The sequence below is a fragment of the Sphingomonas sp. 35-24ZXX genome (genome assembly GCF_000786215.1).
In the GTDB taxonomy this organism is placed as follows: Bacteria; Pseudomonadota; Alphaproteobacteria; order Sphingomonadales; family Sphingomonadaceae; genus Blastomonas.
In genome coordinates, this window is the sequence record NZ_JROG01000003.1 from 422540 (window position 1) to 434789 (window position 12250).

General features: G+C 64.0%; 11 protein-coding genes. 6 read left to right on the forward strand and 5 right to left on the reverse strand.

The window, feature by feature from the left end:
• The 3 genes from fumC (at nt 1) to gmk (ending at nt 2526) form a co-directional block, all read left to right on the forward strand.
• Nucleotides 1-1377: a class II fumarate hydratase gene (gene fumC / locus LI72_RS04695; protein ID WP_033924684.1), complete on the forward strand. Its 1377-nt coding sequence runs from the start codon at nt 1-3 to the stop codon at nt 1375-1377.
• 66 nt (nt 1378-1443) lie between these two features.
• Complete coding sequence (locus LI72_RS04700) at nt 1444-1806, forward strand: hypothetical protein (RefSeq protein WP_033924685.1); 363 nt, start codon at nt 1444-1446, stop codon at nt 1804-1806.
• A gap of 63 nt (nt 1807-1869) precedes the next feature.
• Nucleotides 1870-2526, forward strand: coding sequence for a guanylate kinase (gene gmk, locus LI72_RS04705; RefSeq protein ID WP_033924686.1), 657 nt, complete (start codon nt 1870-1872; stop codon nt 2524-2526).
• A gap of 6 nt (nt 2527-2532) precedes the next feature.
• Here the strand turns inward: gmk and LI72_RS18925 are convergent, their stop codons facing one another.
• The 5 genes from LI72_RS18925 to LI72_RS04730 form a co-directional block, all read right to left on the reverse strand.
• Complete coding sequence (locus LI72_RS18925) at nt 2533-3255, reverse strand: DUF4197 domain-containing protein (protein ID WP_052129505.1); 723 nt, start codon at nt 3253-3255, stop codon at nt 2533-2535.
• A gap of 95 nt (nt 3256-3350) precedes the next feature.
• On the reverse strand, nt 3351-4151 hold the full coding sequence (locus LI72_RS04715; RefSeq protein ID WP_033925297.1) for an SDR family oxidoreductase: 801 nt from the start codon (nt 4149-4151) through the stop codon (nt 3351-3353).
• A gap of 5 nt (nt 4152-4156) precedes the next feature.
• Nucleotides 4157-5299, reverse strand: a complete 1143-nt coding sequence (locus tag LI72_RS04720; protein WP_033924687.1) for an acyl-CoA dehydrogenase family protein — start codon at nt 5297-5299, stop codon at nt 4157-4159.
• 155 nt (nt 5300-5454) lie between these two features.
• A complete protein-coding gene (locus tag LI72_RS04725) occupies nt 5455-6591 on the reverse strand; it encodes an acyl-CoA dehydrogenase family protein (protein WP_033924688.1) in 1137 nt (378 codons plus the stop codon).
• Between the two features lie 141 nt (nt 6592-6732).
• Nucleotides 6733-7914 (reverse strand): acyl-CoA dehydrogenase family protein, encoded by a 1182-nt coding sequence (locus LI72_RS04730; protein WP_033925298.1) that lies wholly within the window; start codon nt 7912-7914, stop codon nt 6733-6735.
• A gap of 304 nt (nt 7915-8218) precedes the next feature.
• Here LI72_RS04730 and LI72_RS04735 point away from each other — a divergent pair, with 304 nt between their 5' ends.
• The 3 genes from LI72_RS04735 (at nt 8219) to LI72_RS04745 (ending at nt 12245) form a co-directional block, all read left to right on the forward strand.
• On the forward strand, nt 8219-9652 hold the full coding sequence (locus LI72_RS04735; RefSeq protein WP_052129506.1) for an MFS transporter: 1434 nt from the start codon (nt 8219-8221) through the stop codon (nt 9650-9652).
• A 25-nt stretch (nt 9653-9677) separates the two neighbouring features.
• Nucleotides 9678-10967, forward strand: a complete 1290-nt coding sequence (locus LI72_RS04740) for an acyl-CoA dehydrogenase family protein (protein WP_033924689.1) — start codon at nt 9678-9680, stop codon at nt 10965-10967.
• A 195-nt stretch (nt 10968-11162) separates the two neighbouring features.
• On the forward strand, nt 11163-12245 hold the full coding sequence (locus LI72_RS04745; protein ID WP_033924690.1) for a Zn-dependent alcohol dehydrogenase: 1083 nt from the start codon (nt 11163-11165) through the stop codon (nt 12243-12245).
• Nucleotides 12246-12250 lie beyond the last annotated feature (5 nt).

A 12250-nucleotide genomic window follows, 5' to 3' on the forward strand; every position in this document is an offset into this window, starting at 1 on the left:
ATGGAAAGCGATTCGCTGGGTGCGATCGCTGTTCCGGCCAGCGCCTATTGGGGTGCGCAGACCCAGCGCAGCATCCAGAATTTCCCGTTTCCGGCGCACGAACGCATGCCGATCGGGATCATCCATGCGCTGGCGGTGGTCAAGCAGGCCGCGGCCCGGGTCAACCGCACCCATGGGCTCGACACAGGCGTCGCCGATGCCGTCGAACTTGCGGCGGCCGAGGTCGCTGCAGGCCAGCATGACGATCAGTTCCCGCTGACGATCTGGCAGACGGGCAGCGGCACGCAGACCAACATGAACGTCAACGAGGTGATCGCGGGCCGGGCGAACGAGCTGCTCACTGGTAAGCGCGGCGGCAAGGCTCCGGTCCACCCCAATGATCATGTCAACCAGGGCCAGTCTTCCAACGATGCCTTTCCCACCGCGATTCACATCGCGGTCAGCATGGCCGTGCAGAACACGCTACGCCCCGCGCTCGACCAGCTGACCGCGGCGCTGGCAGCCAAGGTCGATGCCTGGGCGGATATCGTCAAGATCGGCCGCACGCATCTGCAGGATGCGACACCGCTGACTTTGGGCCAGGAATTCTCCGGCTATGCCAACCAGCTGTACCGCTGCGGACGCCGGATCGAACCTGGCATCGTTGCTGGCACCTATCGGCTGGCGATCGGCGGGACAGCGGTCGGCACCGGGCTCAACGCCCCACAGGGTTTCGCGTCCGATATGTGCGCGGCCATTGCCGAGATTACCGGCCATCCGTTCCACCCCGCCGAGAATGCCTTCGAGGCGCTGGCGAGCAATGACCCGCTGGTGCATGTGTCGGGAACCCTCAATACGCTGGCGGTGGCGCTTACCAAGATCGCCAATGACATCCGCTTGCTCGGATCGGGGCCGCGCTCGGGGCTGGGCGAACTCGATCTGCCGGCCAACGAACCGGGAAGCTCGATCATGCCGGGCAAGGTCAACCCCACCCAGTGCGAGATGCTGACCATGGTCGCAGCCCAGGTGATGGGCAATCATCAGGCGGTGACCATCGGCGGCATGCAGGGACATCTCGAGCTCAACGTTTTCAAACCGCTGATCGGTGCCAACGTGCTGCGCTCGGTCGAGCTGCTGGCGATCGGCATGGCCGGCTTTGCCGAGCGGTGTGTCGAGGGGCTGCAGGCGAACGAAGGCCGGATTGCCGAACTGGTCGAACGGTCGCTGATGCTGGTAACCGCACTCGCCCCGGTCATAGGCTATGACAATGCGGCCAAGATTGCCAAGCACGCGCACGAACACGGGCTCACCTTGAAACAGGCGGGGCTCGCACTGGGCCTGGTCGACGATGCAACGTTCGACACGCATGTTCGTGCCGGTGACATGACGGGGCGCTGATCGGTCCGGAACGCGCAGGCACCAAGGGCGTTTGAGCTACGAGCCCAATTCAGCTATGGAAACACCATGACCCATCCCAGCGATACACCTCCGGCGGCACCTGCTGCGCCTGCGCCCGTCCCTGCCGCCAACGCAGCGCCGGGTGGTGCATCTCCAGTGGTGACCCAGGCGCACTGGTCGCGCACCGCTTTGACCGGTGCGGGCCGGCTGATCACGACCGCAGCAAATGACGAACTGGTCCGCAACATGATCGGCGCAAAGGCGCGCAGCCAGGTTGCTGCGACCGTGTTTGGCGGCACGGTGATGGGTGCGATCGCTGCGCGCATCGCCACGCGTTCGGTCCCCGGCGCGCTGCTTGTCGGCGGGGCCTTGCTCGCCAAGGCGATCTACGACCAGCGCAAGGCGAAGACCACGCCGCCCAAAGCCTGACGCGGCGCGGGCTACCCGAACAAACTGGTTGACCTTTGCAGGCGGCTTTGGCCAAGAGCCGCCATGATCGATTCTGTTTCTCAGCCTCCTCTCGCCCGTCGCGGCCTGTTGTTCATCCTGTCATCGCCTTCGGGCGCGGGCAAATCGACCATCGCGCGGATGCTGCTGGAGGCGGACGAGCAGATCAGCCTGTCGGTATCGGTCACCACGCGCCCGCCGCGTCCCGGCGAGATCGACGGTGTCCATTATCATTTCATCGACGAAGCCGAATTTCACCGTCTGGTGGAAGCGCACGAGATGATGGAATGGGCCAAGGTCTTCGGCCATTATTACGGCACGCCCAAGGCCCAGGTGAAGCAGGGGCTGCGCGAGGGGCAGGACTTCCTGTTCGACATAGACTGGCAGGGCACGCAGCAGTTGTACCAGCGCGCCGAAGGCGACGTCGTGCGCGTGTTCATCCTGCCACCTTCGCTCGACGAATTGCACCGCCGCCTGCGCAGCCGCAACACCGACAGCGAAGAGGTGATCGCCGGGCGCATGGCACGGGCGCAGGACGAGATCAGCCACTGGGACGGCTATGATTTCGTGGTGATCAACGACAATGTCGAAAACTGCTTCGCCAAGGTGCAGCAGATTCTCAATTCCGAACGGATGCGCCGCGCCCGACAGACCGGGCTGATCGACTATGTCCGCGATCTGATGAACCCTTCGGAAGGCTGATCGGGCTTACATCACCCGGTCGAGCAGCTTCTTGCCCGACTTGAGCGGGTTCTTGCGGAAATTGGTTTCCTCCCGCCCGATATAGGTGAAAATCCCCGACATCGCCTGGTCGGTGACGCTGTCGATCAGGCCGTCGCGGCTGAGATCGATCCCCGCCAGCGCCCCCAGCATGCTGCCGGTACCGCCCCTCGATCCCGTGCCCGAGCCCAAAGCATCCAGATGCTTGAAAGCACCGGTGCGGCCGAGCGCATTGCTCACCAGCGGGCGCATTTTCTGCCGCAGCACCTCGCCCGAGGTGCGCCGCAGATATTGCGTGCCAGCGGTATCGCCGCCCGCGACAATGTTCACGCCATCGGTCAGCGTCATCAAGTCGATCGCCGAGCGGAACACCGGCTTGGCTTCCTGCGCAGCAAGGCCCGCCGCGTCGTTGAGCGACCTTGTGAGGTTGTTGGTCAATCCGGCCTTGTCGGTCAGCTTCATCAGCTTGCTGGCCTTTTGCAGAGGCCCCGGAAGCAGGATGCGCACCGCCTGATCGGCATAGAAGGCTCCGGGCTGCGACAATTGGTCGAGCGCGCTGTCGGATGCGTTGCCCAGCAGGCCCTTCATTGATCCGCCCAGCGAGGTCGAAGGTTTGCGGCTCTGCGCCTCGGCCGAGGGGCTGACGGCTAAGGTTGTGGCAACGCCCACGGCTGCGAGGGAGAATGCCAAAGCCAGATTGCGGAACGCCATTGCTACCCCTCCATGATTGTCGCCGCGGAGTGTGCAGCAAAGCGGCGCGCACTGCCAGAGCGCGCGCCGCAGATTTTACGTGTGCGTGAGCTCGATCAATGGCCCTCGGGGTCGTAGCCGCCGCTGGGCACCGACGCGTTGACGATCCCGCCATCGACCGGAATGGTCGTGCCGATGACATAATCCCCTGCCCGGCTGGCGAGGAAGATCACCGCGCCCGAGATATCCTGCCAGTCGCCGACCCGCTTGTTGGGGATCGAATTGGCAACCATGTCACCATAATCGCGCGCGGCCTTGTTCATGTCCGACGGGAATGCGCCCGGGCCAATGCCAGTGACATAGATGTGGTCGCGCAGCAGACGCACGGCCATCCGCTTGGTCAGCTGGATCAGCGCGGCCTTGCTTGCCTGATAGCTGTAGGTCTCCCACGGATTGACGCGCATGCCGTCGACCGAGGAAATGTTGATCACCTTGGCCGGGGTTTCGGCGGATGCGCCAGCTTTCAGCAGCCCGTGCAACGACTGGGTGAGGAAGAAGGGCGACTTCACGTTGAGGTCCATCACCTTGTCCCAGCCGATTTCCGGGAAATCCTCGAACTCGGCGCCCCAGGCGGCACCGGCGTTGTTGACCAGAATGTCGAGCCGCTGCTCATGCTCTGCAAGCCGGGCTGCCAGCTGGCGCGCACCTTCGACGCTCGAGACGTCGGCAGGCAGCGAGATGCAATTGGGACCAAGCTCGGCGGCGGTGGCGTCGCAGGCATCGGCCTTTCGCGCGGAGATGTAGACCTTGGCGCCCCCGGCGATCAGACCCTGTGCAATCATCTTGCCGATGCCGCGCGATCCGCCGGTGACCAGGGCCACCTTGCCCTGAACCGAAAACAGCTGTTCGATGCTCATCATATTCATCCTTCGTTGCGCAAGGCTTCCCTTGCAATGATCGTGCGCTGAATCTCGCTGGTCCCCTCATAGATGCGGAACAGGCGGACATCGCGGTAGAAGCGTTCGATGCCATAGTCGGCGATGTAACCCGCGCCGCCAAAGATCTGCACCGCGCGGTCGGCGACACGGCCCACCATTTCCGACGCGATCAGCTTGGCACAGGCGCAGTCCTCGGTGATCCGTTGCCCAAGATCCTTGGCCCTGGCGGTCTGCAGGACCAGCGCCTTGGCGGCCTTGCACTCGGCGACCGAGTCGGCGATCATCGCCTGGATCAGCTGGAACTCGGCGATCGGCTTGCCGAACTGCTGGCGTTCCTTGGCATAGGCGATGCTGTCCGCGATCAACCGCTCGGCAGCGCCCACGCACACCGCCGAGATGTGTAGACGCCCACGGTCGAGCACGCGCATCGCGACCTTGAAGCCGTCGCCTTCCGCGCCCAGCCGGTTCTCGGCAGGCACGCGGACATTGTCGAAAATGACGTCGCAGACATGCGCGCCCTGCTGGCCCATCTTGCGTTCGGGCTTGCCTACCGACAGGCCGGGCAGATCGCGCGGGACCAGAAACGCGCTGACACCCTTGGGACCGGGACCGCCGGTGCGTGCCATCACGGTGAACAGATCGGCCTTGTCGGCATTGGTGATGTAGCGCTTCGAGCCGTTGAGCACATAGGCGTCGCCGTCGAGCTCGGCCCGAGTCTTCACCGCGCCGCTGTCCGATCCGACATCGGGTTCGGTCAAGGCGAACGAAGTGATGATCTCCCCGCTCGCGATCAGCGGAAGATACTTGGCCTTCTGCGCGTCATTGCCGTCCATCACCAAGCCTTGGCTGCCGATGCCGACATTGGTGCCGAAGGTCGATCGCATCGCGGGCGATGTGCGCCCCAGTTCGAACGCGATACGGACCTCCTCCTCCATGTTGAGGCCGAGCCCGCCAAACTCCTCGCTGATCGACAGCCCGAACAGCCCGAGCTCGCGCATGTCCTGCACGAGGTCTTCGGGAATCTCGTCGGTTTCGGACACCTGCGCCTCGAGCGGGCGCAGCCGTTCGGTCACGAACCGGCGGACGCCTTCCAGCAGCGCGTCGAAAATTTCGGGATCGAGTGCCATTGCCGCTTTCCTTGTGTCTCTTCCCTCCCGCCTGCGGGAGGGGTGGCTGTGCCGCAGCCGAAGCCGGGGTGGGTCTGAGCTGTTGCCGATTTCAGGCCCACCCCGGTCCAGCAGGCTGGACCTGCCCCTCCCGCCTGCGGGAGGGGAGAGGCTCATCAATAGCCGAAAATCTCGGCGACGCGGCCAGCGTGGAAGTTGGCATCGCCCATGAACTCGTTAAGGGCACGGTCGCGCTTCATGTAGAAGCCGATGTCATATTCGTCGGTCATGCCGATGCCGCCATGCATCTGCACGCCTTCGCGCACCGTCAGGTTGGTGGTGCGACCGGCCTTGGCCTTGGCGACCGACACATAGATCTCGGCGCTGTCCTTGCCTTCGTCGAGCAGCTGCTGCGCCTTGAGCACGGCGGCACGGGCGATTTCCATCTCGCTGTAGAGATGTGCGGAACGGTGCTGCAGCGCCTGGAACTCGCCGATCAGGCGGCCGAACTGCTTGCGCTGCTTGAGGTAATCGACGGTCATGTCCATTGCGCCGGCACCGACGCCAACCAGCTCGGCGGCAGAGCCTGCGCGGCCTGCGCGCAGCAGAGCGGACAGCACCTGCCAGCCGTTGTCGACTTCGCCGATGACCGCGTCGCCATCGACCTCAACCCCGTCGAAGGTGACATGCGCCGCCATCGAGCTGTCGAGCAGGCGGGTGTTGTCGAGCGACATGTTGGCCGCGTCCTTATCGACCGCAAACAGCGTGAGGCCATCGGTTTCGCCCGGTGCGCCCGCGGTGCGCGCAGCGACGATCAGCGCGTCGGCGCTGGCACCCTGGATCACGAACTGCTTCTGCCCGGTCAGCTTGAAGCCGTTGCCCGAACGCTCGGCCCGCATCGCGATGTGCGTGGGCCGGTGCTTGGCGCCTTCATCGATCGCCAGCGCGAGCACGGTTTCGCCCGCCAGAATACCTGGGAAAAACTTGTCCTTCAGGTGCTGTCCACCATGGTTGAGTGCAGACACACCCGCGATCGCGGTGGTGAGGAACGGTGAAGGCGACAGGTTGCGGCCGATCTCTTCGAGCACGACGCCGGCTTCGACATGGCCGAGTCCCAGCCCGCCATCGTCTTCACCGATCAGGATGCCGGTAAAGCCCATTTCGCCGAACTGCTTCCACAAAGCATGGCGGAAGCCGTCCTTGCAATTGTCGTCGCGCAGCTTGCGCAGATGGCTGACCGGGGCTTCGGATTTGAGGAATTCGCGCGCGCTGTCGCGCAGCATCGCTTGGTCGTCGTTGAGGTACATCGGCATTTGAAGTCTCCCTCTCCCCTTCGGGGGAGAGGGTCGGGGAGAGGGGAATAAAGCCTCGCCCGACCCTTGAATGGATTGGAAAACGGAGAAGGCGGCCCCTCTCCCAACCCTCTCCCCTCAAGGGGAGAGGGCTTCGGGCAATCACGCCCCCGGAAGGTCGAGAATGCGCTTGGCGATCACGTTGAGCATCACCTCGCTGGTGCCGCCCTCGATGCTGTTTGCCTTGGTGCGCAGCCAGTTGCGGGCCTTGGCACCGCCCTTGGACGCTTCGCTCTCCCATTCGAGCGCGTCGGAGCCATTGCCGGCCATCACCAGCTCATGGCGACGCTTGTTGAGCTCGGTCCCGGCGTATTTCATCATGTTGGGCTGCGCGGGATGGCCCTTGCCCGACTTCATCTCGTCGGTGAAGCGCTCGGCCATCGCCTTGAACGCCAGCGCATCGACATCGAACTGCGCCAGTTCTGCGCGCAGGATGCCATCATCGAGCTGGCCCAGGCCATTGGCGCCGATCGAGGTCAGCATCTGCGCGCCCAGCGACGGTGCGCCATCGCCCAGACCGCCGCCCGAGATCATCTCGCGCTCATGGCCCAGCAGGTACTTGGCGACATCCCAGCCGCGGTTGAGTTCGCCGACGATCTGGTGCTTGGGCACCACGACGTTGTCGAAGAAGGTTTCGCAGAAGGGCGAGTTGCCGCTGATCAGCTTGATCGGCTTTGTCGAAACGCCGGGCGTTTCCATGTCGAACAGCAGGAACGAGATGCCCTGGTACTTGTTCGTCTTGTCGGTGCGGACCAGGCAGAAAATCCAGTCGCACTTGTCGGCATAGCTGGTCCAGATTTTCTGGCCGTTGACCACCCAATGGTCGCCCTTGTCTTCGCCGAAGGTCTGCAAGCTGACGAGGTCCGAACCCGAACCGGGCTCCGAATAGCCCTGACACCAGCGGATTTCACCGCGGGCAATCTGGCCAAGATAATGCACCTTCTGCTCTTTGGTGCCGAAGTGCAGCAGTGCGGGGCCAAGCATCCAGATGCCGAAGCTCGACAGCGGCGGGCGGGCATTGATGCGCGCCATTTCCTGACGCAGCACCTTGGTCTGCGCTGCCGTCAGGCCCGCGCCGCCATAGGCCTGCGGCCAGTCGGGCACGGTATAGCCCTTGGCGACGCAACGCTCGAGCCAGAGCTTCTGCGCCTCGTTCTTGAACGACCAGTTGCGTCCGCCCCAGCAGACGTCATCCTCGCCACGCACCGGCTCGCGCATCTCGGCCGGGCAGTTCTCCTCCAGCCATGCGCGTGCTTCCATCCTGAACTGATCGAGATCGCTCATCGTCATCCTCTCTGCGCTTGTGTCCCAAAGGCGGCGCCTGGCCGGGAAGCTTTTCCTGCAACCAAAACCGCCTGTCGCGTGCCAGTCTATGGTGGACGCAAGGCGGCTGCAAGCCTGTTGAATCCGTGCCTGTATGCCGTAACGTCATCGTCACGGCAGTTGACGTTTACGGCAGCTGCCATATGGTGGCGGCGAAAAGAACAAGCAGGAGAGAATCAATGCAGCGGGCCCAACAGGCCATGCCATCGCAGGCGCAGATGCGCGTGGCGATCTCGCTGACCTGCGGAAGGTGCCCGCGTTACGCATGACCGATCTTGCCGACCTGACCCCGCAGATCCCGGCCCGCAAGGTATCGCTGGGGACCAAGCTTGCTTATGGCTTCGGATCGGTCGCCTATGGCATCAAGGACAACGGTTTTGCCGTCTTCCTGCTGATCTACTTCAACCAGGTGGTGGGCATGCCCGCAGAGCAGGTAGGCTTTGCGGTGCTGATCGCGCTGATCGCTGACGCCTTTTTCGATCCGCTCGTCGGCCATCGGTCCGATGCCACCCGCAGCCGCTGGGGCCGCCGCCATCCGTGGCTCTATGGCGCGGCGCTCCCCATCGCGCTGTCCTGGCTGTTGCTGTGGAATCCGCCCGAATGGAGCGACGGCGCGCTGTTCTTCTATCTGATCGCGGTCGCCATGGCGGTCCGCTTCTCGTTCTCCGCCTATGAAGTGCCCGCTCTGGCCATGCTGCCGGAAATGACGCGCGACTATGACGAGCGGACCGAGGTGCTGCGCTATCGCTTCCTGTTCGGCTGGCTCGGCGGGCTGGTGATGCTCTATGCGGCCTATGCCCTGCTGCTAGTCCCCGAGCCCGGTTATGACAACGGTGTGCTCAACCCCAACGGCTATCACCGCTATGCCCTGGTAGGCTCGGCGATCATGCTGGTCGCCGTCGTCACCTCGGCGCTGGGGACGCACCGGCTGCTGGCCAAGCCCAATACCGAGGGCCCCAAGGCGGTCAGCCACGGACTGGCGGACTTTGCCGCAGCGCTGCGCTTCCGCCCCTTCCAGCTGTTGCTGGCCGCCGGCATCTGCGCCTTTGCCAACCAGGGACTGTTCTTCGCGCTCAACAACTATCTGATGCTCTACGTCTGGCAGTTCGAGCAGAGCGCCTTCAACATCTATCCGTTCGTGCTGTTTGTCGGCGTGGCCATTGCCTTCTTCATCGTCGGTCCTGCCTCGCGCCGTCTGGAAAAGCCCCGCACCGCCGCGATTGCATCGCTGCTATCGCTGACCTTTGCGACATTGCCCTACTGGCTCAATCTCGCTGGCCTGTTCCCGGACAAGGGCAGCGCCATGACCACCGTGCTCGTGCTGTCGCTGATCGCGCTGTCGATCACCTTCGGCATCTGCTCGATGATGATGATCAGCTCGATGATTGCCGATGTCACCGATGCCAGCGAAGCCGAGAGCGGCAAGCGGACCGAAGGCATCTTCTTTGCGGGCTTCTTCTTCATGCAGAAATGCGTGGGCGGCCTCGGCATCCTGGCATCCGCGCTGATCCTGGCGGCGGCGGGCTTTCCAGAGAATGCGCAGCCCGGCGAAGTCTCCCAGACCGTGATCGACCGTTTGGCGATCACCTTTGCGATCACCACCACCATCATCGGCTGCCTGTGCAGCTGGTTGTTCACCCGCTTTCCGCTGGGCCGCGCCGATCACGAGGCGCGACTGGCTCAGATCGCCCAACGCTAGACTTTCATGAAAGGAAACATGACCCATGGATTTTGATCTTACCGAGCGCCAGACCTATTGGCGCGACCGTGTGCGCGCCTTCATCGAGAGCAACGTCCGTCCGCGCCTCAAGGACTATTATGCCCAGCAGGCCGAAGGTTCGCGCTGGAAGGTGCTGCCGGTGATCGAGGAGGAAAAGGCCAAGGCCAAGGCGGCCGGCATCTGGAACCTGTTCATGCCGCCGTCGAACCCCAACCTGCCGCATGTCGACGACAGCTTCGAGTTCGAAGGCCCAGGGCTCACCAACCTGGAATACGCCCTATGCGCCGAGGAAATGGGCCGTGTCGAAATGGCGAGCGAGGTCTTCAACTGCTCTGCACCCGACACCGGCAACATGGAAGTGCTGCACCGCTATGGCACGCGCGCCCACAAGGACCAGTGGCTGTTGCCGCTGATGAACGGCGACATCCGTTCGGCGTTTCTGATGACCGAACCGCAGGTCGCTTCGTCCGATGCGACCAACATCGAAACCTCGATCCGCCGCGAAGGCGATGAATATGTCATCAACGGCCGCAAGTGGTGGTCGTCGGGTGCCGGCGATCCGCGCTGCAAGGTCGCCATCGTGATGGGCAAGACCGATTTCGACGCCAAGCGCCATGCCCAGCAGTCGATGGTGCTGATGCCGCTCGATGCGCCCGGCGTGAACATCCTGCGCCATCTGCCGGTGTTCGGCTATGACGATGCGCCGCACGGCCATATGGAAATTGAACTCAAGGACGTCCGCATTCCGGCGAGCAACATGCTGCTCGGCGAAGGCCGCGGCTTCGAGATCGCCCAGGGCCGTCTTGGACCGGGCCGTATCCACCATTGCATGCGCACGATGGGCGTGGCCGAGGAAGCGCTGGCCAAGATGGTCCGCCGCCTGCAGACTCGCATCGCGTTCGGCAAGCGGATTTCGGAGCACAGCATCTGGGAACAGCGCATTGCCGAAGCGCGCATCGATATCGAGATGACCCGCCTGCTGTGCCTCAAGGCTGCGGACATGATGGACAAGGTCGGCAACAAGTACGCCAAGGCCGAGATCGCGATGATCAAGGTGGCCGCACCGCGCATCGCGCTCAAGGTGATCGACGATGCCATCCAGGCGCATGGCGGCGCTGGCGTCAGCGAGGACTTCGGCCTCGCCAAGTCATATGCGCACATGCGCACGCTGCGGCTTGCCGATGGCCCGGACGAGGTTCACAACCGCACCATCGCGCGCCTTGAAATGGGCAAGCATGGCGTCAACGATGCCGATGGCGGCCTGAGCTCGGGCGATCTGGGCGTGGCGCGCTGACCTCGATGGTCCTCTCTCCCTGCAGGGGGAGAGGGCACGGAGCCTGGCGGGCCTGCCCGCCAGGCGCAGTTGAGGAGGGGCAGCGGCGCGAGCGCAAAAGCGCCGCCCCTCTTCAAATCCGGCTGAGGCCCGGCCTTGCCGGACCAAGCCTCGCTATCCTCTCCCCTTAAAGAGAGAGGACCCAAGGAGAGACCCATGAAAGCTGCCGTCTGTTTCGAGCCCGGCAAGCCGCTGGAAATCCGCGATGTCACCATCGACAAGCCCGGGCCGCGCGAGGTGCTGATCCGCACGGTCGCCACCGGGGTCTGCCGGTCGGACCTGCATTTCGTCGATGGCAGCTACCCTGCCCCGCTGCCCTTCATTCCCGGACATGAAGCCGCCGGCATCGTCGAGGCCGTGGGAGACGGGGTCGCGACGGTCAAGGTCGGCGATGCGGTCGTCACCTGCCTCAGCGCCTATTGCGGGCATTGCGAATTCTGCGTCACCGGGCGGATGGCCTTGTGCATCGGCCAGGACACCAAGCGTGGTCCGCACCAGCCGCCCCGGCTCAGCCTCGACGGGGCGCCGGTCAACCAACTGCTCAACCTGTCGGCGTATGCCGAAATGATGCTGGTCCACGAGCATGCCTGTGTCGCCATCAACCCGGAGATGCCGCTAGACCGCGCCTGCGTGATCGGCTGTGCGGTGACCACGGGGGCCGGCGCAATCTTCAATGCCGCCGATGTCGTGCCCGGTGAGACGGTTGCGATCGTCGGTTGCGGCGGCGTCGGGCTGGCTGCCGTCAACGCGGCCAAGATCGCCGGTGCAGGCCGGATCATCGCGATCGATCCGGTCGCCGACAAGCGCGCGCTGGCGCACAAGCTGGGCGCGACCGACTGCATCGATTCGAGCGCCGATGGTGCGGCCGAAGAGGTGATCGAGCTGACCAGGGGCGGTGTCCATCACGCGATCGAGGCGGTGGGGCGCCCTGCTTCTGCCGCGATGGCGGTCAAGGTGCTGCGGCGCGGCGGGACGGCAACCATCCTGGGCATGATGCCGCTCGCCGAGAAGGTCGAACTGAGCGCGATGGAGCTGCTGCAGGGCAAGAAGCTGCAAGGCTCGCTGATGGGCAACAACCGTTTTCCGGTTGAAATCCCGCGGCTGGTGGAGTTCTACATGCGCGGCATGCTTGACCTCGACACCATCATCGCGGAACGCATGCCGCTGGAGAGGATCAACGATGCCTTCGACGCGCTGCGGATCGGCGATTCCGCGCGCTCGGTCATCGTCTACAACTGAACGGG

Coding starts and splice junctions, on each gene's coding strand:
- gmk (WP_033924686.1), top strand. CDS start 1,870: ATGATCGATTCTGTTTCTCAGCCTCCTCTCGCCCGTCGCGGCCTGTTG.
- LI72_RS04745 (WP_033924690.1), top strand. CDS start 11,163: ATGAAAGCTGCCGTCTGTTTCGAGCCCGGCAAGCCGCTGGAAATCCGC.
- LI72_RS04730 (WP_033925298.1), bottom strand. CDS start 7,914: ATGAGCGATCTCGATCAGTTCAGGATGGAAGCACGCGCATGGCTGGAG.
- LI72_RS04725 (WP_033924688.1), bottom strand. CDS start 6,591: ATGCCGATGTACCTCAACGACGACCAAGCGATGCTGCGCGACAGCGCG.
- LI72_RS04715 (WP_033925297.1), bottom strand. CDS start 4,151: ATGAGCATCGAACAGCTGTTTTCGGTTCAGGGCAAGGTGGCCCTGGTC.
- LI72_RS04735 (WP_052129506.1), top strand. CDS start 8,219: ATGACCGATCTTGCCGACCTGACCCCGCAGATCCCGGCCCGCAAGGTA.
- LI72_RS04720 (WP_033924687.1), bottom strand. CDS start 5,299: ATGGCACTCGATCCCGAAATTTTCGACGCGCTGCTGGAAGGCGTCCGC.
- LI72_RS04740 (WP_033924689.1), top strand. CDS start 9,678: ATGGATTTTGATCTTACCGAGCGCCAGACCTATTGGCGCGACCGTGTG.
- LI72_RS04700 (WP_033924685.1), top strand. CDS start 1,444: ATGACCCATCCCAGCGATACACCTCCGGCGGCACCTGCTGCGCCTGCG.
- fumC (WP_033924684.1), top strand. CDS start 1: ATGGAAAGCGATTCGCTGGGTGCGATCGCTGTTCCGGCCAGCGCCTAT.
- LI72_RS18925 (WP_052129505.1), bottom strand. CDS start 3,255: ATGGCGTTCCGCAATCTGGCTTTGGCATTCTCCCTCGCAGCCGTGGGC.